23 protein-coding genes are annotated in these 22,189 nt (G+C 38.3%); 12 read left to right on the top strand and 11 right to left on the bottom strand.

What is annotated here, in order from left to right; genetic code table 11:
- Nucleotides 1-2 precede the first annotated feature (2 nt).
- The gene (locus tag M2408_RS21180; RefSeq protein WP_120261652.1) at nucleotides 3-530 is read left to right on the top strand and encodes an acyl-CoA thioesterase; all 528 of its coding nucleotides are present in this window, start codon (nucleotides 3-5) and stop codon (nucleotides 528-530) included.
- A gap of 116 nt (nucleotides 531-646) precedes the next feature.
- Here the strand turns inward: M2408_RS21180 and M2408_RS21175 are convergent, their stop codons facing one another.
- The 4 genes from M2408_RS21175 to M2408_RS21160 all read right to left on the bottom strand — a co-directional run bounded on the left by M2408_RS21175 (nucleotide 647) and on the right by M2408_RS21160 (nucleotide 3,158).
- Nucleotides 647-1,057 carry an EVE domain-containing protein gene (locus M2408_RS21175; protein ID WP_257093906.1) on the bottom strand — a complete coding sequence of 137 codons (411 nt, stop codon included), beginning with the start codon at nucleotides 1,055-1,057 and terminating at the stop codon, nucleotides 647-649.
- A 27-nt stretch (nucleotides 1,058-1,084) separates the two neighbouring features.
- On the bottom strand, nucleotides 1,085-1,435 hold the full coding sequence (gene gldC, locus M2408_RS21170; protein ID WP_088160288.1) for a gliding motility protein GldC: 351 nt from the start codon (nucleotides 1,433-1,435) through the stop codon (nucleotides 1,085-1,087).
- 99 nt (nucleotides 1,436-1,534) lie between these two features.
- On the bottom strand, nucleotides 1,535-1,780 hold the full coding sequence (locus M2408_RS21165; protein ID WP_259186451.1) for a hypothetical protein: 246 nt from the start codon (nucleotides 1,778-1,780) through the stop codon (nucleotides 1,535-1,537).
- Nucleotides 1,781-1,787: 7 nt separating this feature from the next.
- Entirely contained in the window at nucleotides 1,788-3,158 is a 1,371-nt protein-coding gene (locus M2408_RS21160) for a DEAD/DEAH box helicase (RefSeq protein WP_259186450.1), read from the bottom strand.
- Nucleotides 3,159-3,334: 176 nt separating this feature from the next.
- On the opposite strand from M2408_RS21160, the gene M2408_RS21155 reads away from it, so the two are divergent.
- Complete coding sequence (locus M2408_RS21155; protein ID WP_259186449.1) at nucleotides 3,335-5,473, top strand: S46 family peptidase; 2,139 nt, start codon at nucleotides 3,335-3,337, stop codon at nucleotides 5,471-5,473.
- Nucleotides 5,474-5,591: 118 nt separating this feature from the next.
- Nucleotides 5,592-5,771 (top strand): hypothetical protein, encoded by a 180-nt coding sequence (locus tag M2408_RS21150; RefSeq protein WP_045753606.1) that lies wholly within the window; start codon nucleotides 5,592-5,594, stop codon nucleotides 5,769-5,771.
- 75 nt (nucleotides 5,772-5,846) lie between these two features.
- Here M2408_RS21150 and M2408_RS21145 read toward each other — a convergent pair whose 3' ends face one another.
- The 7 genes from M2408_RS21145 to M2408_RS21115 form a co-directional block, all read right to left on the bottom strand.
- Nucleotides 5,847-6,638 carry a GLPGLI family protein gene (locus M2408_RS21145; protein ID WP_259186447.1) on the bottom strand — a complete coding sequence of 264 codons (792 nt, stop codon included), beginning with the start codon at nucleotides 6,636-6,638 and terminating at the stop codon, nucleotides 5,847-5,849.
- 1 nt (nucleotide 6,639) lies between these two features.
- The gene (locus tag M2408_RS21140) at nucleotides 6,640-9,357 is read right to left on the bottom strand and encodes an outer membrane beta-barrel protein (RefSeq protein ID WP_259186446.1); all 2,718 of its coding nucleotides are present in this window, start codon (nucleotides 9,355-9,357) and stop codon (nucleotides 6,640-6,642) included.
- 296 nt (nucleotides 9,358-9,653) lie between these two features.
- The gene (locus tag M2408_RS21135) at nucleotides 9,654-10,442 is read right to left on the bottom strand and encodes a GLPGLI family protein (RefSeq protein WP_259186445.1); all 789 of its coding nucleotides are present in this window, start codon (nucleotides 10,440-10,442) and stop codon (nucleotides 9,654-9,656) included.
- An 18-nt stretch (nucleotides 10,443-10,460) separates the two neighbouring features.
- The gene (locus M2408_RS21130; RefSeq protein ID WP_259186444.1) at nucleotides 10,461-13,205 is read right to left on the bottom strand and encodes an outer membrane beta-barrel protein; all 2,745 of its coding nucleotides are present in this window, start codon (nucleotides 13,203-13,205) and stop codon (nucleotides 10,461-10,463) included.
- A gap of 185 nt (nucleotides 13,206-13,390) precedes the next feature.
- The gene (locus M2408_RS21125; RefSeq protein ID WP_259186443.1) at nucleotides 13,391-13,741 is read right to left on the bottom strand and encodes a hypothetical protein; all 351 of its coding nucleotides are present in this window, start codon (nucleotides 13,739-13,741) and stop codon (nucleotides 13,391-13,393) included.
- The gene (locus M2408_RS21120; protein WP_259186440.1) at nucleotides 13,734-14,285 is read right to left on the bottom strand and encodes an RNA polymerase sigma factor; all 552 of its coding nucleotides are present in this window, start codon (nucleotides 14,283-14,285) and stop codon (nucleotides 13,734-13,736) included. The genes M2408_RS21125 and M2408_RS21120 overlap by 8 nt, the downstream gene beginning before the upstream one ends.
- 7 nt (nucleotides 14,286-14,292) lie before the next feature.
- Complete coding sequence (locus M2408_RS21115) at nucleotides 14,293-14,607, bottom strand: hypothetical protein (protein WP_259186437.1); 315 nt, start codon at nucleotides 14,605-14,607, stop codon at nucleotides 14,293-14,295.
- Nucleotides 14,608-14,713: 106 nt separating this feature from the next.
- Between M2408_RS21115 and M2408_RS21110 the strand changes: the two genes are divergently transcribed.
- The 9 genes from M2408_RS21110 (at nucleotide 14,714) to M2408_RS21070 (ending at nucleotide 21,992) form a co-directional block, all read left to right on the top strand.
- Nucleotides 14,714-16,084 (top strand): dipeptidase, encoded by a 1,371-nt coding sequence (locus tag M2408_RS21110; RefSeq protein ID WP_259186435.1) that lies wholly within the window; start codon nucleotides 14,714-14,716, stop codon nucleotides 16,082-16,084.
- 61 nt (nucleotides 16,085-16,145) lie between these two features.
- Nucleotides 16,146-17,048, top strand: a complete 903-nt coding sequence (locus tag M2408_RS21105) for a LysR family transcriptional regulator (protein ID WP_259186433.1) — start codon at nucleotides 16,146-16,148, stop codon at nucleotides 17,046-17,048.
- An 80-nt stretch (nucleotides 17,049-17,128) separates the two neighbouring features.
- Nucleotides 17,129-18,109 carry a c-type cytochrome gene (locus M2408_RS21100; protein WP_259186431.1) on the top strand — a complete coding sequence of 327 codons (981 nt, stop codon included), beginning with the start codon at nucleotides 17,129-17,131 and terminating at the stop codon, nucleotides 18,107-18,109.
- Between the two features lies 1 nt (nucleotide 18,110).
- Complete coding sequence (locus M2408_RS21095; protein ID WP_259186430.1) at nucleotides 18,111-18,584, top strand: DsrE family protein; 474 nt, start codon at nucleotides 18,111-18,113, stop codon at nucleotides 18,582-18,584.
- A 1-nt stretch (nucleotide 18,585) separates the two neighbouring features.
- The gene (locus M2408_RS21090) at nucleotides 18,586-19,503 is read left to right on the top strand and encodes a substrate-binding domain-containing protein (protein WP_259186429.1); all 918 of its coding nucleotides are present in this window, start codon (nucleotides 18,586-18,588) and stop codon (nucleotides 19,501-19,503) included.
- 66 nt (nucleotides 19,504-19,569) lie between these two features.
- A complete protein-coding gene (locus M2408_RS21085) occupies nucleotides 19,570-20,361 on the top strand; it encodes a 1-acyl-sn-glycerol-3-phosphate acyltransferase (RefSeq protein WP_259186427.1) in 792 nt (263 codons plus the stop codon).
- The gene (locus M2408_RS21080) at nucleotides 20,343-21,101 is read left to right on the top strand and encodes an ABC transporter ATP-binding protein (RefSeq protein WP_259186425.1); all 759 of its coding nucleotides are present in this window, start codon (nucleotides 20,343-20,345) and stop codon (nucleotides 21,099-21,101) included. The genes M2408_RS21085 and M2408_RS21080 overlap by 19 nt, the downstream gene beginning before the upstream one ends.
- 122 nt (nucleotides 21,102-21,223) lie before the next feature.
- Nucleotides 21,224-21,445 (top strand): DUF2795 domain-containing protein, encoded by a 222-nt coding sequence (locus tag M2408_RS21075; protein ID WP_028072584.1) that lies wholly within the window; start codon nucleotides 21,224-21,226, stop codon nucleotides 21,443-21,445.
- 79 nt (nucleotides 21,446-21,524) lie between these two features.
- A complete protein-coding gene (locus M2408_RS21070; RefSeq protein ID WP_259186417.1) occupies nucleotides 21,525-21,992 on the top strand; it encodes a hypothetical protein in 468 nt (155 codons plus the stop codon).
- The last annotated feature ends 197 nt before the right edge of the window (nucleotides 21,993-22,189 follow it).

Below are 22,189 nucleotides of genomic sequence, written 5' to 3'. Positions count from 1 at the left end.
ATATGATAGAGAAATTTGCTAGAGAGTCATACACGGAGATGAACGAATTGGTCCTACCTAACGATACCAACACATTTGGAAATCTAATGGGCGGCCGTTTATTATACTGGATGGATATCTGTTCAGCTATTGCCGCACAAAAACATTGTAGCAATGTGGTCGTTACAGTATCTGTGGATAATGTATCTTTTAAGCGTTCGATCAAATTGGGTGAAGTGGTCACCATACAAGCGCAAGTGACACGTGCATTTAACAGCTCCCTAGAGGTACGCATGGAAATTTTCGCATCAAATCTGCCCGAGGGCACACGCGTAAAAACCAATGAGGCTTATTATACCTTTGTTGCTGTAGACGCCGACAACAACCCCAAAGCTGTCCCTGTATTGATCCCTGAAACAGAGTCAGAACACAAAGCTTACGAGGATGCGCTACAACGACGAGAACTTCGCCTTATTCTGGCAGGGAAATTAAAACCCGAAAATGCAAAAAAACTAAAAGCATTGGTCAGTTTATTCAGCCAAAAGAACTGATACCTTATGCTATAATTGCAATAAATAAAAAGAGAGAACATATATATATTCTCTCTTTTTATTTATCGTACTAGCTCAACAATGCAGCACCTTGGTCTATCATTCTTCTGAATCAACTAGTCCTCGTTACCTAAGGCTAAGATTCGATCAAATTCCTCAGGTTTAAGTGGCATTACCGATAGGCGGCCCTGTCTTACCAAAGCGATATCCTGTAACTGTTCATCTGCTTTGATCGTCTCCAGGGTGACAGATTTCTTCAATGTTTCAACAGGAGCCAGATCTACAACAACCCAACGTTCATCATCTGTTGTGGGGTCCTGATAAAATTCTTTCACCACCTTAGCGACACCAACCACATCCTTTCCTTCGTTGCTATGATAGAACAGGACCAAGTCCCCCTCTTTCATCGCTTTCATATTATTCCTAGCCTGGTAATTGCGTACACCATCCCAAAACGTCCGTCCATCTTTATTAAATTGTTCCCAACTATATTTAAATGGTTCAGATTTTACTAAGAAATATTGCATAGTCAAATATTTGTTAAGCGTTAAAAACTATTGTTGCGGCATTAATACTTCCATTTTATCGGCAAAATGCGCACAGTAATCACGCAAGTCGCCAATAACTTTCTCAGCCATGGGATCTCCACCTGAAGAACGGATAAATGAATCACCTAGGGTTTGTAAAGTTTCGTAAAAAAAACGCTTCATTTCATCATAAGGCATGTCTTTTGTCCAAAGGTCAATGCGCATTGAATTTTTATAATGTGAATCCCATAGTGCTAAAAACATTGCTTTAGCAGGTAATTCTTCTGCATTATTCCCATCTGTGGACGACCACATGATGTTTTCAGGAACATTGTTTTCGTCAAGCTCTACTTGTAATTTTATTTCCGCTTTTTTCATTTTAATATTGAGTATTGAGATATGAGTATTTAGTATTGAGATTTCAGTTTTGTAAGCCCATGGCATACATCGTATCTCTGCTTATTTTTTAATTTTCCGCTACGCAAATGTCACTTTAACGATCAGGCTGGCAACGCAGACCACCACCAAAAACACCAACTGTAACATCCACATTTTTTTATTTTCCTTGATAAGTACTCGAAACAAAATATCGACTACCGTCAGTAGTACCATCAAGGCTATAAATGCTCCCCATGTAAATAGTGCCTTTTCGTCATTGGGATTTTCCATAACAAACCAAGCGACCAAGCACGCACTAGCGATATTTAAAGGAGTAAACCGCATTTTTTAACTATCGCTTCTTGAAATTACGATTTGATCCTGTTGACTTAGCGCCACCAGACTTCCCCTTGCTCTTGGCTTTCGGCTTAAAGCCCGAGGCACGTTGTGCTTCACGTACTTCCTTTTGTTTGATCACATATTTCTTTTCATGGAAGGCTCCCTGATAATCTGGATTGTCTTTTTTCTTTTGATTATCAATATCGCGTGCTATATCCTGTTTCTCCTGAAAAGGTGTTTTCTCAATAAATACCTCCTCTGGAATTGGATGCACCGGAATACTCTGCTTAATCAATTTCTCAATTTTTCGGACATAATATTTCTCCGCCTCATTGCAAAAAGTGATTGCATCCCCTTCATTGAAGGCTCTACCGGTACGTCCGATACGATGCACATAGTCTTCTATAACAATAGGAACTTCAAAGTTGATTACGTGGCTCACGTTGGAAACATCGAGTCCCCGCGCCGCAACGTCCGTTGCAACAAGTATACGGATATTTCCCTCCTTAAATGCGTTGATCGAGTTTATACGGGTATTCTGTCCTTTATTGGCATGAATGACACGAACTTCATCTTTGCCATATTTACGTTCCAGAAAATGAAAAACGTTATCTGCAACTTGTTTTGTTTTACAAAAAACAATCAGTCTGCTAAAAGCTTCATCGTCTTTCAATAGATGCTGAAGTAAATTCAGCTTCGTTTTTTGGTTAGGAACAAGATATAAAGCCTGACTGACCGTTTTAGCGGGTGTCGCTTGTTCAGACACCTCTATTACAGTAGGAAAAGCAAGAAAATCTCCAGCGATCTTACGAACAAGCTCACTCATTGTTGCAGAAAACAATAAATTTTGACGTTTGCGCGGGACGATTTCCAATACGCGGTGGATTTTGCTGATAAATCCCATATCCATCATCTTATCCGCTTCGTCCAAAACTAAAAATTTGAGTGATTTAACGACGATATGTCCTTCTAAGTATAAATCAAGGAATCGACCTGGTGTAGCAACGATAATATCGACTCCTTTTTCAAGGGTTTCTATTTGAGTTTTTGGACCCAATCCGCCATACAATACAACAGAACGTAAATCGAGGTAAGTAGAAAATAATTTGATGTTCTCCTCGATCTGCATCGCCAACTCCCGGGTTGGTGTCAAGATCAGGGCACGCGCATCATTTCCTTGTGCATACTTCAATTTCATCAACATAGGCAATACAAATGCAGCTGTCTTTCCGGTTCCGGTCTGGGCTATTCCCATCACATCTTGCCCCGCCAATATCGGTGTAATTGCCTTTTCTTGGATCTCAGTCGGTTGTTCATACCCCGCGTCTGTGATCGCATTTAAGATTTGTTTATTGAATTTAAAATTTTCAAATGATTGCTGCATCCGACAAAGATAAGGAAAAGAGTCCATTTGACTTTCTTTGATAACCAATACGGTACACATTTACTTTTAATTGACATAAAAATTGGGAAAAAGCATAATATAAAGTCTAATATTTTGGTTTTTAATAGAATTAAAGCATTTTTGTAGGGTATAAACAAACTTTTTATCAGGTTGATATGAAAAAATTATGGATGTGTTTGTTGTTGATAACAACAAGCTTTGCTGCATTTGCCGATGAGGGAATGTGGTTTTTAATGTATCTGAAGCGTCTAAATGAGGCAGATATGCAAAAAAAAGGACTTCGTTTAAGTGCCGAAGAGATCTACAGCATTAACAACTCTAGCTTAAAAGACGCTATCGTGCAATTCGCTGGTGGCTGTACAGCAGAAATTGTCTCAGATCAGGGCTTGGTATTCACCAATCACCACTGTGGCTATGGAGCAATTGCCGAATTGTCCACACCAGAAAACGACCACTTAACAAATGGTTTCTGGGCAAAATCGAAAAGTGAGGAATTGAAACCTAAATCGCTATCTGTACGCTTTTTTGTACGTATGGATGATGTTTCAAAACGCATCTTAGGTTTGGTTAACAATAAAATGACTGAAGATGAGCGCAACAAAATCATAGCGGCTGAGATCGCAAAAATCCAAAAGGAAAATAGTGAAAATGGCAAGTATGTTGTTGAAGTAAAATCTTTCTACCAAGGAAATGAGTATTATTATTTTGTATACCAAGATTATAATGACGTACGTCTAGTGGGAACTCCTCCAAATAGTATTGGTAAATTCGGTGGTGACACGGACAACTGGGAATGGCCTCGTCATACAGGTGACTTTTCAATTTTCCGCGTCTATGCGGACAAAAACGGAAATCCAGCGGAATATGCCCAGGATAATGTTCCATTGAAACCAAAACATTTCTTACCTGTTAGCTTAAAAGGTGTTCAAGAAGGCGATTTTGCTATGATCCTAGGTTACCCGGGGCGTACCAACCGTTGGATGCCTTCAGGTGGAATCAATCAAAACGTGAAATTTGCATACCCTGCTTGGGTAGAGGCTTCCAAAACAGGTATGGATGCCATGAAAAAATTCATGGATCAAGATCAAGCGGTCAAATTAAACTATGCTTCGAAATATTCTCAAGTAGCCAATTACTGGAAAAATCGTCAAGGTATGATTGATGCATTGACCTTACATAAGACGGCGGCATCTAAAGCTAAAGATGAGGTTAAATTTGACAAATGGGCCAATAAGGCGGCCAATAAAGCGGAATACGGTGATGTGATCAAAACAATCAATGCATTCTATACCGCAACCAACGAGCAAGCGAAACACGATAATTACTTGATGGGTATGATCCGTTCCAGTGCCATCGCTACGTTACCTTACTCCATCGGTTCTGGTTTAGAAGTTTATGCTACGGCTGATGAAGCACGGAGAAAAGATATCCTTCCACGTTTAAAATCAGCGATTGATGCAGGTTACGAAAAAATGTATATGCCGCTAGAAGAGCAGGTATTGATCGATGAGCTGAATCTATATGCAAAAAAGGCCGGAAATATCGCTCCTTACGTTGCTGAATTGGCAACTAAAAACAATAGCGATTTTACAGCCTATATCAAAGAATCTATAAAAAACAGCATTTTTGCTTCCGCTGAGCGCCTAAACAATTACTTAGAAAACCCAAATGCTGAAATTTTGGCAAATGATCCATTGTATAAGTTATCTTCGGCATTGATCAGCAAATACCGTCAGGAAGATCCTAGCGCAAAAGCTGAGCATGACAAGTTCGACGCAGCTTACCGCAAATATGTTGCAGGTGTATTGGCTTCCAATCCAAAAGGTAAATTCTATCCGGATGCAAACAGTACATTGCGTCTTTCTTATGGCGCTATCAAAGGCTTACCAAAAGACCCACGTAACGACGCTGATAAGAACTTCTATACAACCTTAAAAGGTACTGTTGCCAAATACAAAAAAGGTGACGAAGAGTTCGATTTGCCACAACGTTTGATGGATTTGTACAAAAATAAGGACTATGGTCGCTACGCTGACAAAAAAGGATATTTACCAGTAAACTTCCTAAGTGACAACGATATAACTGGCGGAAACTCCGGTTCTCCGGTAATAAATGGCAATGGTGAATTAATTGGCCTAGCTTTTGATGGTAATATTGAAGCGATGGCTGGTGATGTAATCTTCGACCATAAGCTACAACGTACAATTTCAGTTGACATCCGTTATGTATTATTTATCATCGATAAATTTGCGGGAGCAACTAACATTATTGACGAACTTAAGATTGTTGAATAGTTTTTTTTAAGCTTTTTCGATAAAAAAAAACGAAATTTATTTTCAAATTGATTCGTTTTTGTATATTTAGGGAGTGTTTAGGAAAAACCATAAAAACTAAAATTATAATTATAAAAAAATGGAAAACTACGTAAAATTAAAAGAGTTAGTAGCTTCTATCGAAGCTGATGCAGACAAGTTCTTCAACAATGGTAATTCTGCTGCTGGTACACGTGTACGTAAAGGATTACAAGACATCAAAACCTTAGCACAAGAAATTCGTAACGAAGTTACTGCTAAGAAAAACGACGGAAAATAATCTTTCCTGAGTTTACATAAAAAAGGCCTTTCAAATGAAGGGCCTTTTTTATGCGTTAATGCGCCCCAGTACTTGTTACAAGTAGTAACAGCCCATCACAAGGTTATAGACCTTCACACCAAGATAACCACCCACGACTGCATTTAGTTTGTCGTAAACTTGCTTTCTATTCAAAGGTTTGTCTTTTTTCTTAAGAAACTCGTTAGAAGAAATCGCTACAGGACTCAGCTCTACTTTGGTGGCAAACATATTATAGTGAAGCTCCGGGACAGCCAAACCCAAAATCATCCCAGGTAGACCATTGAATGCAGACGGCCCGCCAGATACGGGAATCTGATCTGTATAAAACGCGACAGCATAGATTGAGTCAAGTACAAGCCCATTAGCTCTGCGGCATTGATATCCTGCAATCTCTCTGTACTCGTTTGTAATTTTCCATTTAATCTTCAGGGTAGAATCGGCTATTACAATCCGTTCTCCTCCCAATTCAAAAGTCGATTTGAATTCCTTTGTTTTCAAATGCTGATAACTGCTAATTCCCGACTCGAAAATTCCCATCCGCATCAGCTGCTGAGCGGCCTCAGGATAGTCCTCAGGGACATGTTCATAAAGCACCTCATTTGTAGAAAACTTCAACGTCTTCTTGAGGACTTGATTTTCTGGCGCATGTTCCGCCATTCCCTTAAATGCATTTCGGCTCTCTTCGTCCTTAGCATAAGCTCCATAACGCTTGATCAAATTTTTAAGAAATACGGTTTTCTCAAAAGTAATTGTTCCCTGATCTGGAAAATAAGCATATTGACCCTCCGCCACCTTTCCAAAAAGTAATATTAAAAATAGGGTTATTATATTTCTGATCGTTCTCATTTTATTTTGATTTGACTAACATCTTGTTGATTTCCCAGCTCAGTTTTACCATATAATATCTACCAATCGTATTAAATCGGCGCTCAGTCAGAAGTGTTCCATTTTGATTTCGCTCAAAGCCAACATTTTGGTTCAATACGTCATTGATCATAAATGTCAGCTCCAGCTTCTCGTCTTTCATAAACTTTTTTGACAAGCCAGGGCTCAACACCAAACGCTCGAATTTCTTGCTATATACCGCTGTTGGTGCCTGATATCTGTAATTAAAATCTGTCCGTAATACAAATTTGGCTGGCAGGAAGTATTTAAATTCTCCATTAGAAGAGAATGTAAAACCTTTACTATCTTCCATCATGCCAATCGAATTATCCTGGATGACATATCCGGGTGAAACCTCAATTCCAAAATCCAAACCTTTAGTGGAGGACTTTTGAAGTCCATAACTCAATGAATAGGTCTGAAACTTTGCATTGGCTAAAACATTATTCACGTAATTATAATTATTACCGATAGAAATAGCAGGTCCTCCACCGTGTCTCAATTGGTACTTTTTCCATAAAATCCCGTAATACATTGGTCTTATGCTAATCTGATTGTTGGTATTATTGTTCAAGTTATCCCATATAAAGGTCGTTTTGCCGACGGAGTCTATTGTGGTGTTTTGTACCAAAGCATTATTCGTTCGGGAAGCATTGATGTAAATACCGTAAAACTCACCTGTAAGAATTGAGAAAGATCTAAAGTTTAAATTCAATTCATTCGTATAAGATGGCTTTAAATTTTCGTTTCCTAAATATTCGTTCAATGGATCAAGATTTGACCGCAGTGGCTGAATCTGATTGAGCGAAGGTAATCCATTTGTTCCTCTATAGACCACGGAAATCGATCTATTTTTTTTGATCTCATAATTTAAATCCAAAATGGGATTATAGACAAAAAAAGATCTGGACAAGTGTGCGTCGTCCGCTCTATTCAACTGTGACAAATCACTATTTTCAAACCTATTGGCAATGTTAAGAACAAATTTTTCCATCGGCTTATAGTTGATCGAAAGATTATAGGTATTCTTCGTTGTTTTGTACAAAAAGTCATTGCTATACACGTCATCCTTATCGTCATACTTTCCTGTGTTTAGGTTTTTGTTCAGTGATTCCACCGAATTGCTATTGCGGTCAAAATTAATACCATATTCAAAAGCTAGTATGACCTTTTTTGATAACGGTTCAGAATAAGACAGTTCACCACCGACTGCAAATGTATTGTTGTCAATCACCTTTTTCTGATCCAAGGTTGTATTTCCCACAGAATCCCCATTTCTATAGTAAACTAAGCTGGAATATAGCTGTTGGTCTCCATCCTGCTTACTTCCAGAGGTGAAATAATTGATTGTTAATGAACGGCCCTTCTTCTTAAATCGTTTCACATAAAGTGCCGAAGCATTATACTGCTCCGCCTTAGTATCATTTTGAAAATCTCGGGTATTTCCATTAACCAGCTGATCAAATTGGTTGACCGTATTTGAAATAGTCCTTGAAGAGCTGATATCCCGTCTCCTATTGGCACCTGCCCATACAGTCAAATCGGATAAAGAATCTATTTTAAATTCATATTTCAGTCCAACATTATGTTTTTTATTATCACTGGAAGCTGCTGTATTATTATTGCTAATCAGAATGGTATCCCTTGCTGCATTTCTGGTAAATATACTTCTATCTAAATCTACATTTGACTGACTATATTTATAATCAATCCGCCAGGAGTGTTTCTTATTTGCGGTTTTATCCGAATATAAGAAACCCGTATTGAGAGACTTCGGAACTCCTTCGCCCTCAAAATTTCCGGAACCATCTCCATCACCTCCAATACTTGAAGCTTCCTGACCGTTCAATCCTGTTTTGCCTGTATTACTCGCGATCAAATAAGTTGAAACCCGGAAAGATTGGTCGAAATAATTCAGAAAACCCTGACCAAGGTAAAATTTATTGTTTCCTCCTCCAGCATCGACTTTTCCAAAAATACCACGTTTCGCTTCCTCTTTTAACTTAACGTTGATAGTCTGTGTACGTACGCCATCATCAATACCAGTTTTCTCCGCTTTATCGGATTTTTTCTCATAGACCTGAATCTTATCCACCATATCCGAACGGATATTTCGGCTCACCAATTTTGGATCGTCACCAAAAAACTCCTCCCCATCAACAAGCATCTTTTCAACTGTTTTCCCTTGTGCGGTAATCTTTCCAGAAGCATCTACAGTAATCCCCGGTAAGACTTTCAGAAGGTCCTCAACCTTCGCATTCTTTTCTACCTTGAAACTCCGGGCATCGTATTCTGTTGTGTCCCCCTTTATTGTTATCGGAATCCGGCCCGTTACGATTACCTCCTGTAATAAAGTAGCACTATTTGTAAGCCCGATCGACATGTTTGTATAATCTCTCTCTGGTAAGATATCTGCATAATATTCGCCATATTTTGGATAGGTTACGATAAGCACATATTGACCAGTATCTGGTTGTAGTAGAGAGAATCTTCCATCTTCATTGGATCGGGTGAAGTCTGTTAGAATCGAATCTTTGGCAGTTAACAACATAATCGTCGCATTATGAAGTTTAAGCTTATCTTTTGAGTCGCTAATTTTTCCCTCGATTTTGGATTGTGCCTGAACTGTTCCACATAAGCAAAGTAGAAAAAGTAAAAGTGATAACCACACTCTTTTCATAAAATTTATTGAATGGTATTTAGTGACAAATTGTAATAGCAGGCAAAACTACCATTTTACTGGATATTTTTTACTTCGTCATAAAAAAAAATAACTATGTAATGAAAAAATCACTATAAAATTCAAGCTAAGTCTATATAAGTCAAAAGAAATCAACAAAATTTCATGTAAATCATCATTATTAACATTGATTTTATTTTGCCAAGATCGACGAAGGGCTACCCATAGATAGCCCTTTGTTGATCAGAACAACTCGTGTCTTCAAATCACATCGTTTATTGAATAAGGTGATCTTCCTACAAATTACCTAGCTCCATAATAAATTGAACCGTTTCTTTATTCATGTGCTGTGACAATACACCCGAAATCTGATCAGTCATTGTCTTTCTGGTCATCCGTTTCACTTTGCTTTTTTCGAATCTCTTTTTATCCATGATCACATCATTGCTTAATTCGACTTTAGTGGCAAAATAGGAAACATGCTGGCTGGGCACCACCAATCCAAGGATCATCCCGGGAAGCCCGTTGATAGATTCAGGTCCACCACTGATCGGAATCTCGTTACAATAATACCCGATCACATAAATCGAATCAACTGTAAGACCATTGGCTCTCCGGCAACTGTAACCTGCAATTTCACGATATTCGTCAGTAACTTTCCATTTGATACGTTTCATTGTATCCTCCACAATAATCTTTTCACCTACGATATCATTATATCTTAGAAAAGAGCGGGTCGTCATATTGGACAAGGTAACCCCTTCAAAATCCAGTGCAAATGTCATAATATACTTTTTAACCATCTCATCCAGATTATCATCTTTGACAGGTTCAAACAAAGTTTCATTGGTATTGAATTTTAAAGTCTTTTTCAATACGGCATTTTCAGGCAGTTTGGGTAATACCTGTTCAAAAAATATTTTTGATTTATCATCAGCCTTGGCCAAGAATTTCTTACCCACAATATTCTTCATGTACATGGTCTTATCGTAGGAAATGCTCCCAGACCTTCCGAATAGGGTATACTGCGCCTTAAGGCTTAGAACAGTACAACAAAAACATAGGAAAACGATATATTTTAGCATGGTATTTATCTTAAATTTTTATAGAAACATTTTTGTGAAGTCCCAGGACAGCTTGAGCATATAATATCTACGGATCGTATCATAACGACGCTGTGTAAAAATTGATGTCGATGCCGAACGACTGAAACCTTTATTTTTGTCAAGCACATCATTGATCATAAAATCCAACATCAATGATTCATTCTTCAGGAATTTTTTACTTACCCCAGGGTGCAACAAAAATTGTTCAAATTTTTGATCAAAAGCCTTGGTCGCTGCTTCGTAGGTATAGCTATAGTTTGTATATACTTTAAAGGTTTTGCCAATAAAATATTCTACACTACCATTCGATCCAAATACAAAGCCGTTACTATTTGTGTTGCGCTCCAAGCTGGATTTCATTAACCGATATTGCGGACTGAAGTTTAAATCGAAATTCAATCCAGTCTTTGTATCTCTTTTAAAGTTGTATGTAAAATTAAAATTCGTTGTATTGACTTTGTTTAATTGCTGATTGAATAGATTATAGTTATCACTCATATTCAGATAGAACTGTGGCGAATTGGACAAGCCTAGTTTTTTACTCAATTTAAAATGATAACCAGACCAGATGTTCACAGAGGTATTTGTTTTACCCTTTACATTATTCCAAGTATAGATATTGAGTCCTTTTACAGTGTCAATATTTTGCGTGATTGGATTTTTATCCAAAGTGACATTCCCGCCCGCATAGACATAACTTCCAGTCAGAATACGAAAGGAGTTATAATTGATATTTAAAGAGTTTCTAAAAGAAGGTTTTAAATTTTCATTTCCCAAATAACGGTTGATCTGATCCGAGTTATCCAGAATAGGCTGAATCTGAGTCATGGAAGGCAGCTGATTCTTTCCTGTGTAATTCAACCATACCCCCTTGGTTTTTGTAAAAGAATATCCCGCGCTCACATTGGGATTATACGTAAAATAACTTCTGGACAAGCCTTGCTTACTATTGTTGTTATATTGCTCCAGTTTATCGTTATTAAAATTATTAGCAACGGTAAACTTAAACTTGTCCGTGGTATGTACTATGGCTAATTTATACCTGCTGCTCCGTCTATCAAAATCGTAATTGTTACTGAAACGACTGTCTAGGTCATTATATTTCCCTTCAGCATCTTTATTGAATGATTCAACACGGGAGGAGTTATTACTACTTTCTATGCCTGTTCCGACAACAAGATTCCAAACTTTTGACAACGGCTCTGTATACGACACCGAAGCGCCTAAAACATCATTTTTATTATTGCGTTCTTTGCGTTGATCTGTAGAGTCTATTGGTGTATAACCTTCGGCATCCTTCTTAGCTAAACTATTTTCAACAGTTGAGAATAGATAGCCATCTCCTATCATTTCACTTCGTTTGAATTGACCATCAAATGTAAATGAACGTCCCTTTTTCTTAAATTTATGTGTAAAATAAGTACTAAAATTCAACTCGTTGATCGTATTCTTGATGGTCTCATGAGTTTTTTCAGCTACAGTTGTATCCATATTCTGAGTAAACTGATAGCCTTCACGTTTGTTATCCGACCAAAGATTTTTGCGGGAAGCTCCGCCCCGGATAGTCAAGGTATTTAATGAGTCAAAATTCAGATCATATTTTAAATTGGCGCGATGCTGATCGTTCTCCGTATCTATTGATTTAGTTGATTTATTATTGATCAGGCCAGTACTAATTGTCTCCTCATCTCCGTCACTATTTAGTCTTCCGTATTTATAGTTGATATTGACATTATGTTTATCCTTGTTGAATTTATCCGAAAAATTGACACCCGAATTAATCGCACGTGGTATACCGATAACACCTTGCCCAGAAAAAGGATCCGTAAAATTAGTCCAGGACATGGATCCGTCATCCCCATAGGAAACACCCGAGTCACCACCATATTTCTGTGCATCCTGCCAGTTCATACTTGTCGTCCCATTATTTCCAAAAAGACCATAAACGGAAATCTTTTGAGATCCTTTGAATTTGTTTAACATCAACTGCCCCATGTAATAATCACTGGTACCGCCACCGAGTAAGGCTTTTCCGAACATACCATTTTTGGCACCATCTTTTAGTTTGACATTAATAGTCTGTTCACGTTGACCGTCATCCACACCTGTTCGCTCCGCCTGCTCGGATTTCTTTTCATACACCTGTACCTTATCAACCATATCCGATCGAATATTGCGGGTCACCAATGTCGGATCGTCACCGAAAAACTCCTCACCATCCACCAATACCTTTTTGACAGTTTTACCCTGTGCAGTAATTTTTCCGGACGCGTCAACTGTGATCCCAGGCAAGACTTTCAACAGATCTTCAACCTTCGCATTTTTTTCTACTTTAAAACTACCAGCGTCATACTCTGTGGTATCTCCTTTTATAGTAATGGGAATTCGACCAGTAACAATAACTTCCTCCAATAAAGTGGCCGTTTTGGTCAGCCCAACAGTTAACTTGGAATAATCCCTGTCTTTAGAAATCTCTGTATAATAATCACCGTATTTGGGATAACTTACGATCAATAGATAAGATCCTGTATCTGGCTTTGATAAAGAAAAAAGTCCATTTTCATCTGACCTCGTAAAACCAGTCAATATGGAATCTTTAGCGGTTAGCAACATAACTGTTGCATCAGATAGCTTGACCTGATCTTTTACATCACTTATTTTTCCGGCAATTTTGGACTGCCCTAGCGCTATTCCATGAACACCGAAAACGAAAAACAAGAGAATTTGCAAAACTCTTTTCATAAAATTGTTGGATAGTATATTAACATCAATACAACATTAGTAGATAAAACCAATGTTTTGTTACAGTAAATTTAATTTTATTTCTCAAAAAGTATTTTTAAACGGCCTACGGCTAATTGAGATAAAATAAAAAGGTTATATAATCAGGATATCGCAATTGGATAAATTCCACAAAAGATTTGGAATTATTGATAGCTCTTATCGCGTTGTATCTTGATCAATTTCCATAATTGATGACAGAAAGAGCAAATCAATACCACAAAAACAATTTGGGAGAATATCGCTATATAATTGTGATATGCGGCCATTATTTCTATTCTCTCAAGTCTATTCATCCAATAGCTATTGAGTAGAATACCACAGATTGATCCCAAAAGGAAAAATATGATGGCATATTTTTTATCTGAAAGAGCTTTAGATTTTGCGTTTTCTAAATCTGCGATCTGACCCATAATACGTTGTTCAAAGTCATCAAAGGGCATGCTTACTTTGCTCATTTGCATGGCCTGTTTCATTTTCTTGTGTTGGTTATCCATGATATTCGGATTTTTTAATCAATTGACTCAATACCAGTTGCATATTTTTTCGGGCCCGATGCAGAATGACTTTCGTATTAGCGAGCGTCCAGCCCATTATTTCCTGAATTTCATCCATGGATTGTTCCTCCAGATAGAATAGACGTAAGGCGACAGATTCCTTGGGAGACAAAATAGCAAGGGCATCGTTAATCATTTCTCTTCGCTCATTGTCGATAATTTCATCAAGTATAGACTCATCATAAGCCTGATCATGGTCTGTGAGATCAAAGTCGATCAGCGTCAATTTCTTATACCGTATGCTATTAAAAGCAATATGAACAACGATACGATAAAACCAGGTGCTAAATTTTGATTTGCCTTTAAAAGAGGATAAGGACTGATAGCATTTAATAAAAGCATCTTGAACAACATCCTCAGCCAAATGTTCCTGCTTGACAATGGAAAGCGCAACAGAAAAAGCCATATCCTGATACGTTTTTATAAAATACCGGTATGACTCTACATCCCCGGACAGTACTTTTCGAATATAGATTTCGTCCATTGAATGGCTAAATATCGTGTTTTTTATCCAGTCTATTTGCGACAATCATTGCTATACCAGCGGATATAATCAGAATTGCAACAGCGAGTGAATCAGGCAAACCAGTACTCACATAGTTTTGTATTACGCCCACGATAAACAGCCCAATACCTATGCCTAATACCAGAACCCCCGGTTTTTGCCAATCAGCGGGCTGCCTTCTTCTTTCCTCTCCGGGGATATTGATTGCTGTACTGCGATAACGCATGACAAAATAAACGCAAAATGTGATACAGGTAAATAATCCCACAGCCACAACTGCTGCCATTGTCTGTTTTTCCATAATATTTGATTTAATTTTAACATTAGTCACTACCGACTCTGAAAAGGTTACAACAAATTGAGTTAAATGTGTCTATTTGTGTAAATTTGTTTCAAATACAAACAATATGCAAAACATTAAAGAATATGTAGAAGCAAACAAGCAACGTTTTTTAGATGAGTTGTTTGATTTATTGCGTTTACCTTCGGTCAGTGCCGATCCTAAATTTAAGGGCGACGTACAGAAGACTGCTGAATTTGTTGCTCAAAAATTGCGTGAAGCAGGTGCCGACAACGTAGAAGTCTGTGCCACTGCTGGTAATCCAATCGTTTATGGCGAAAAAATTATTGATCCTTCATTGCCAACTGTACTGACTTACGGTCACTACGATGTACAGCCAGCAGATCCATATGAGTTGTGGGATACCCCTCCTTTTGAACCAACTATCCGCGATGGTAAAATATATGCCCGTGGTTCAGCAGATGACAAGGGACAGTTTTATATGCATGTGAAAGCTTTCGAATATATGATGCAAAACAATGCTTTGGCATGTAACATCAAATTTATGATCGAAGGTGAAGAAGAAGTTGGTTCTGTTAACCTAGGTACATTTGTAAAAGAAAACACTGAAAGACTTAAAGCGGATGTTATTGTGATTTCGGATACGTCTATGATCAGCATGGCGCAACCGTCTTTGGAAACAGGTCTCCGTGGACTTTCTTACGTCGAAGTTGAAGTCACTGGACCGAATCGTGATTTACACTCTGGTGTATATGGTGGTGCTGTCGCGAACCCGGCTACAATTCTTGCAAAACTCATAGCCTCTCTGCATGATGAAAATAACCATATTGCAATCCCTGGATTTTATGACGATGTCATTGAAATAACGGCTGAAGAACGCAAAGCATTAAATGAAGCGCCATTTGATATCGAAGAATACAAATCAGATTTGGGTATTCAGAATATCTGGGGAGAGAAGGGATACACAACTTTAGAACGCACAGGAATCCGTCCTACTTTGGAGGTCAATGGTATTTGGGGTGGATATATCGGTGAAGGTGCCAAAACCGTGTTACCTTCCAAAGCAAATGCAAAAATCTCGATGCGTCTTGTTCCAAACCAAAATTCTGAACGCATTACTGAACTATTCAAAAAACATTTTGAGGGTATTGCACCAGATTACGTTAAAGTAGAAGTAAAACCGCATCACGGTGGTGAACCAGTGGTCACTCCTACAGATAGTGTTGCCTATAAAGCTGCTGAAAAAGCATTACATGAAACATTTGGTGTAAAACCAATCCCTACCCGTGGTGGTGGATCTATTCCAATTGTTGCTTTATTTGAAGACGTTCTAGGACTAAAAACGGTGCTTCTTGGATTTGGTCTTGACAGTGATAACCTGCATTCACCAAACGAGAAATATGGAATCGAGAATTACCTAATGGGTATCTCTACTATTCCTTTATTTCATAAATATTACGCAGAACTAAGTAAATAATTTAGTTTTTCATTAGATAAAGGGTTATTTTTAAATTTTAGAAATAACCCTTTATCGTTTTATGGATTTTGATTTTCGTCTCATCGTTTTTTATACTGCAGCTCAGCATCTTAATTTCACCAAGACTGCTTCGGCACTCTTCATCTCACAACCTGCGGTCAGCAAAAACATTCAGGAACTGGAAAAAAAACTCGGCGTTCCTCTTTTTGAGAGGAAGGGAAATAACCTTGACCTGACAGAATCCGGCCAAATTCTCTATAAATACGCGCAACAGATTATCAATCTCTACAATCAGGCAGGACAGGAAATACAAGAACTACAAAGTGGACGTAAAGGGAATCTTGTATTAGGGGCCAGCACGACAATCTCTCAATATGTGCTTCCAACCTTACTGGCAGATTTTTTATCTCAATATCCAAACAACCGCATCCAATCTTTTCAATCCAATAGCCGAAGCATTGAAGAACAGCTTATTGACAAAACATTGGATCTTGGCATCACAGAGGGATCAACCGACAATAGGGCATTAAAATATATCCCTTTCATGAAAGATGAGCTCGTATTAGTTACCAATAGCGAAAACCCGCTATTAAAACAATTAAAAAATCCCATTCTCTCAGATATAACACGTTTACCTCTTGTTCTCCGCGAACAGGGTTCGGGTACCCGCACAATTATTGAGAATGCATTAAAAGAACAACGGATCAGTCTTGCTGAAATCCAGATCGAAATGATACTCCCATCAACAGAAAGTATCAAAGGATATCTGGCCCGCCGTCATAGTTTTGCCTTTCTTTCTATTCATACCGTTCAGCGGGAGGTCTTAAATAGTCAATTGACCATCGTCGATATTCCTCATTTGTCTATAGAACGTTATTTCTATTTCACACATCTATATGGTGGCCTTGCCGGTACTCCCAACCAATTCCTGCAGTTCTGTTTGAGACAAAATTTCAAGATATAACATTTGGTTATGTCTCATAAAGAAACATCGTTTTAATCCTTGTCGATAGGCTGGTAGATTTGTACAAACGAATTAGAGGCATGGAACACAAAAAACTAACAAATTACCTAAAAGCGCTCAGTTGGATCATTATCGCATTGTTTATTACCTGTACAACACTCTGTGTGTTTCCGCTTAAGCATGCAAACAATGACAGGTCAACGGATTCACTTGCTCTCGCTAATGATTCATTGATCACACATGTGTCACAATTCAAAGCTGTTTCTTTCAAAGACAATCCGGAAGGGGAAATGGCTAGTTATGGCGAAAAGCTGATCAAAAATACCTATGACTACTTTTACGACGGTGACATAAAAACCGGAAATAAATTGGCTTGCAGTAGTTGTCATCTCAACGGTGGGACCAAGGCATTCGCAGCACCGTATGTTGGCCTCACAAATGTTTTCCCAGTTTACATTGGACGGGAAAACAAAGTAGAATCTCTGGAGGAACGCATTAATGGCTGTTTTGAAAGAAGTATGAACGGTCGTGCTATTCCAGAAAACAGTAAAGAAATGCGCGCTATTGTTACCTATATAAAAAATATCAGTATCAATACAGTCAATAAAGGGAGATTAGCCGGTCAGGGTTTTGTCAAAATGGAGATCCCAAACCGCGCCGCAGATTTAAAACATGGTCAGTTGGTATTTGAAGGTAAATGCACAAGTTGTCATGGAAAAGATGGACAAGGCATGACACAGCCCACCGGCAAGGGATATCTATATCCGCCACTTTGGGGGAAAGATAGCTATAACGATGGAGCCGGTATGGCACGATTGCTTACCGCAACACGTTTTATCAAAGCAAATATGCCCTTAGGAGCAAGTTACGACTCACCTCAGCTCAGCGACGATGAAGCTTATGATGTCGCTGCCTATATCAATTCTTTTGACCGACCTAAAAAAGCAAACAAGGAGCTCGATTATCCAAATTTGGCAAAAAAACCAAAGGATAGCCCCTATCCACCATATGCAGATAATATTAGCTTAGAACAACATAGACACGGACCTTATAATTTTTAATATGATGAAAAAACAACTGACAATCGCTTGTATCCTCTTAGCGATGACAACGATTCAAGCTAAAGCACAAAGCAATAAATTATTACTCAACAACCATCAATATACAGGTGCTGTTGCTAAGAAAAAAATGTATAAAGCAATCTATCAATTGGATAGTAATGATCCAAAAATAATTGAGAAGGCCATCCGAAATATCAATAACGTTTTGAAAGATCCTCGATTAAAAGGGCATCTTCAAATTGAACTAGTTGCTTTTTCAGGCGGAACAGAAGCTTATTTAAAAAAGAACAGCCAATATGAAAAACCACTGCAGGACCTCGTAGAAAAAGGAGTTATTGTCGCCCAGTGTTTAAATACATTGGAAGAAAAACATATTGCAAAGGAAGAATTATTCGATTTTATTGGGTACGTCCCCAGTGGGAATGGTGAGTTAATCTTGCGGGCTAATGAAGGCTGGGTCATTGTTAAACCATAGTATGATGAAAAAGCTAGTCCCCTTCACCCTTGCTATGGCCTTGTTCGTATCGACAAAAACTAAGGCGCAAGAACATCGCTTTGATCCCCCATGGAATAATCCCCCGGAATCAGCACTTAATTTTACGGTTCCAGGAATCGATAATATCCCCGATCTATATGGCGATATTGAAAATCCGCAGCTAACAGTTTTCTTTGCCGGCAATCAGTTTATGGTCGTCGATGATCTATTAACATCTTTCAAAAAGGAATATCCTCAGTACGAACGTATTTTTGTAGAAACATTGCCTCCCGGAATTCTGGCAAAGCAGATAAAAGGGGGCTCCATCACCATCGGTAACCTACGCATTACGCACAAACCTGACATTTACACGGCAAGCAAACGCGCAATTAATGACATGGCTGATTATTTCAGTCATACCCAGACCTATTGTTATAACAATATATGTTTGATGATCCCAGAGGGAAACCCTGCAAATATCAAAACATTGAACGATCTGGGCAACTCCAATGTGCGCATTAGCATGCCCAATCCGCTATGGGAAGGCATAGGAGAGCAAATCAAAGCATCGTATAAAAAAGCAGGAGGCGAACAACTGGTCAAGAAGATTATGGAAGATAAAGTAAAGGATGGAAGCACGCATTTAACAAAAATACATCATCGAGAAAGCCCGATGCGTATCCTTTATAGCCAAGCAGATGTCGCACCGGTCTGGACATCTGAGGTTGTTTATCAAAAACTTATTGGCCATCCGGTGGAAGGTATCACAATTCCGGACAGTCAAAATACCACGGCAACCTACGTGGCCGCAAAACTAAAAAATGCACCACACGCACAGGCAGCAGATGATTTTCTGAAATTTATGGACTCCCCTACAGCCAAGCGGATTTACAAGAAGTATGGCTTTACAATAGACTAAAAAAGAAAATGGATAATTAATTATCCATTTTCTTTTTTTACTTTAGGTCAAAATTAGTTGAATTGTATGGTTCTATTGCTCAAAAAACTCCATCGTTACTGGTATTTTATTAGCGTTCTACTTGTTTTCATCGTATTATTCCCCTATATCTATTTTTTGGCCCAGCATCCAGAAAAGAACTATGCGCGGATTGCACGTATGAGACGTTGGGTCTCGATTGGAGGATCGGCATTGGCAGGTGTATTTTTTAAAGTAACTTACGACTCAAAAATAGACTGGAACAGACCGATGGTATTATGTCCCAATCATACTTCAGTGCTTGATATCACAGCACTCACCTATCTATGTCCTGTCCCGTTTTCATTTATTGGCAAGGCTTCTCTTCTTAAAAATCCCGTTACCCGTATATTTTTCAAAACCATAGATATTCCTGTCATGCGAAGGAGCAAAGTATCTTCATTTAAAGCATTTCAACGGGCTAACGAGCTTGTCCAAAATGGTCGAAGTGTTGTTATTTTTCCGGAAGGAAAAATCGATGATGGATTTCCGCCTCAAATACATGCATTTAAGTCTGGTGCTTTTCGTATTGCCGTTCAAAATGATGTGCCTGTAGTGCCTATTATTATTGAAAATGCATGGGACATTTTCTTTGATGACGGTGCAAAAAGAGGATCTCATCCGGGAATTGTTAAGGTACATGTTTTTTCACCTATTGAAACAAAAGACTTTGACGACAACAATGCGTCCGACTTGGAGAAAATTGTATATGACAAAATGCATTCCTATTGGATTATGAAGAATAAATCGTATTTTCATCAACCAGAGAACGTCCAAAAAATATGTCAGGAAAGATATTAATCGAAATTAAAGATATTGCGCGCGAATACCAAATAGGCTCGGAAACAATTCATGCGCTCAGTTCGGTTACACTCAATATCCATAAAGGAGAATTTGTAGCACTTATGGGGCCTTCAGGATCGGGAAAATCCACATTGATGAATATCCTGGGTTGCTTGGATACGCCGAGCAGAGGTGAATATATCCTCAATGGTATCAATGTAAGTGACATGTCTGAAGATGAGCTCGCTGAAGTAAGAAACAAGGAGATAGGGTTTGTTTTTCAAACGTTCAATCTACTTCCCAAAAGTACCGCACTGGATAATGTTGCACTTCCATTGATCTACGCTGGATACAATAAGGCTACTCGTGAAGAAAAAGCTACGGGCGCATTGGAAAGTGTTGGACTGGGACATCGTATGGATCACAGGCCCAATGAGCTATCTGGTGGACAACGTCAGCGGGTGGCTGTTGCAAGAGCGCTGATCAATGATCCTTCCATTATATTAGCCGATGAGCCTACGGGGAATCTTGACACAAAGACATCCATTGAAATCATGGGCTTACTCGAAGAGATCCACTCCAGAGGAAACACCATTATCTTGGTCACACACGAAGAGGATATTGCACTACATGCCCATCGTATTGTACGCATGCGCGATGGACTAATTGAAAACGATTATCCCAATGCTGATATTAAATCTGTATCACCACGACTAAGTGCACTGAATGAAAAGGGGAGTGACTTCGAGAATATTTAAAAATATTATTTCATTATAAATCAAACACTTATATTATTGACACAAAAATAACAGTTGATTTACTTGTTTAAGTTAAATTAAATGATAGTTTTGCGAAAATAGAGAACTTAAATTGTTTTTATATGTATTGGACATTAGAATTAGCTTCGCATCTAGAAGATGCACCATGGCCAGCAACAAAAGATGAATTAATCGATTACGCTATTCGTTCGGGTGCACCAGTTGAGGTGATTGAAAACTTACAATCTCTTGAGGATGACGGTGAGCCATATGAAAATATTGAAGAAATTTGGCCCGATTATCCAACAAAAGATGATTTCTTCTTCAATGAAGATGAATACTAGAAAATAAAAACGCCTTTAGTTAAAGGCGTTTTTTATTTCAGTAAATTAATCCATTGCCGTGAAGTTCAGTCTTAAGCTTATGAAAATAAAAGTAAAGGTATTGTTGTTAACGTTTGTAAGCTGTATACTCTATATTTCCGTGTTCGCACAGGAAAAACCGGTTACTTCCGAAAATGTTACTGTTTTAAAGCAATTTGTACATCGTCTCAACGATACCAATCTCGCAACCGACATCATTTTAAGCCAGGATATATTAACAGCGAAAAATTTAGATGAAGACCAACAGGAATATCTTCTAGCCAGTATAGATGAGATACGAATCAATGTACAGAGCAAGGATATCAGCAAATTGGAGTATATCAACTTTATACAGGCCGGTCGGAAAGAAACCTTCGATATTGACCTTGAAGGAATAGATCCAAAACAGGTTTATTTCGTTAGGCATCTCAATCGTTTTGTTTTCGCTACTGTTATTCGGGACAAAAAAATAGCCTCCTTTACCTTGGTTTCTAAAGGGAACAATAAAGCGCATTTCGTATTCTATTAGTCTTTTATTAGCTTTATTGTTTGTCGGTACAAATAGATGTACCTTCTATGGTATTCAAGCAAATCTAGTGGGACAATCTTTCTATTCTTGAAACAAATGGGTACAATCCAACCGTCTTATTCTCGACTTCTATAACTGTCGATTTGAAAGCAATTTTAAGCGCAGGGAGCTTTCTTAAAAATTTTTCAATAAAAACA

This window comes from Sphingobacterium sp. BIGb0165 (assembly GCF_024810095.1).
Classification (GTDB): domain Bacteria; phylum Bacteroidota; class Bacteroidia; order Sphingobacteriales; family Sphingobacteriaceae; genus Sphingobacterium; species Sphingobacterium detergens.
This window is presented reverse-complemented; position numbering and strand designations above follow the sequence as displayed.

Bases quoted from the DNA above. Each gene is read 5' to 3' on its own strand.
- M2408_RS21145 (WP_259186447.1), bottom strand. From the start codon at position 6,638: ATGAGAACGATCAGAAATATAATAACCCTATTTTTAATATTACTTTTT.
- M2408_RS21095 (WP_259186430.1), top strand. From the start codon at position 18,111: ATGATGAAAAAACAACTGACAATCGCTTGTATCCTCTTAGCGATGACA.
- M2408_RS21120 (WP_259186440.1), bottom strand. From the start codon at position 14,285: ATGGACGAAATCTATATTCGAAAAGTACTGTCCGGGGATGTAGAGTCA.
- M2408_RS21090 (WP_259186429.1), top strand. From the start codon at position 18,586: ATGATGAAAAAGCTAGTCCCCTTCACCCTTGCTATGGCCTTGTTCGTA.
- M2408_RS21070 (WP_259186417.1), top strand. From the start codon at position 21,525: ATGAAAATAAAAGTAAAGGTATTGTTGTTAACGTTTGTAAGCTGTATA.
- M2408_RS21075 (WP_028072584.1), top strand. From the start codon at position 21,224: ATGTATTGGACATTAGAATTAGCTTCGCATCTAGAAGATGCACCATGG.
- M2408_RS21180 (WP_120261652.1), top strand. From the start codon at position 3: ATGATAGAGAAATTTGCTAGAGAGTCATACACGGAGATGAACGAATTG.
- M2408_RS21135 (WP_259186445.1), bottom strand. From the start codon at position 10,442: ATGCTAAAATATATCGTTTTCCTATGTTTTTGTTGTACTGTTCTAAGC.
- M2408_RS21115 (WP_259186437.1), bottom strand. From the start codon at position 14,607: ATGGAAAAACAGACAATGGCAGCAGTTGTGGCTGTGGGATTATTTACC.
- M2408_RS21150 (WP_045753606.1), top strand. From the start codon at position 5,592: ATGGAAAACTACGTAAAATTAAAAGAGTTAGTAGCTTCTATCGAAGCT.
- M2408_RS21100 (WP_259186431.1), top strand. From the start codon at position 17,129: ATGGAACACAAAAAACTAACAAATTACCTAAAAGCGCTCAGTTGGATC.
- M2408_RS21105 (WP_259186433.1), top strand. From the start codon at position 16,146: ATGGATTTTGATTTTCGTCTCATCGTTTTTTATACTGCAGCTCAGCAT.
- M2408_RS21175 (WP_257093906.1), bottom strand. From the start codon at position 1,057: ATGCAATATTTCTTAGTAAAATCTGAACCATTTAAATATAGTTGGGAA.
- M2408_RS21155 (WP_259186449.1), top strand. From the start codon at position 3,335: ATGAAAAAATTATGGATGTGTTTGTTGTTGATAACAACAAGCTTTGCT.
- M2408_RS21130 (WP_259186444.1), bottom strand. From the start codon at position 13,205: ATGAAAAGAGTTTTGCAAATTCTCTTGTTTTTCGTTTTCGGTGTTCAT.
- M2408_RS21085 (WP_259186427.1), top strand. From the start codon at position 19,570: ATGGTTCTATTGCTCAAAAAACTCCATCGTTACTGGTATTTTATTAGC.
- M2408_RS21160 (WP_259186450.1), bottom strand. From the start codon at position 3,158: ATGCAGCAATCATTTGAAAATTTTAAATTCAATAAACAAATCTTAAAT.
- M2408_RS21125 (WP_259186443.1), bottom strand. From the start codon at position 13,741: ATGGATAACCAACACAAGAAAATGAAACAGGCCATGCAAATGAGCAAA.
- M2408_RS21110 (WP_259186435.1), top strand. From the start codon at position 14,714: ATGCAAAACATTAAAGAATATGTAGAAGCAAACAAGCAACGTTTTTTA.
- M2408_RS21165 (WP_259186451.1), bottom strand. From the start codon at position 1,780: ATGCGGTTTACTCCTTTAAATATCGCTAGTGCGTGCTTGGTCGCTTGG.
- M2408_RS21080 (WP_259186425.1), top strand. From the start codon at position 20,343: ATGTCAGGAAAGATATTAATCGAAATTAAAGATATTGCGCGCGAATAC.
- gldC (WP_088160288.1), bottom strand. From the start codon at position 1,435: ATGAAAAAAGCGGAAATAAAATTACAAGTAGAGCTTGACGAAAACAAT.
- M2408_RS21140 (WP_259186446.1), bottom strand. From the start codon at position 9,357: ATGAAAAGAGTGTGGTTATCACTTTTACTTTTTCTACTTTGCTTATGT.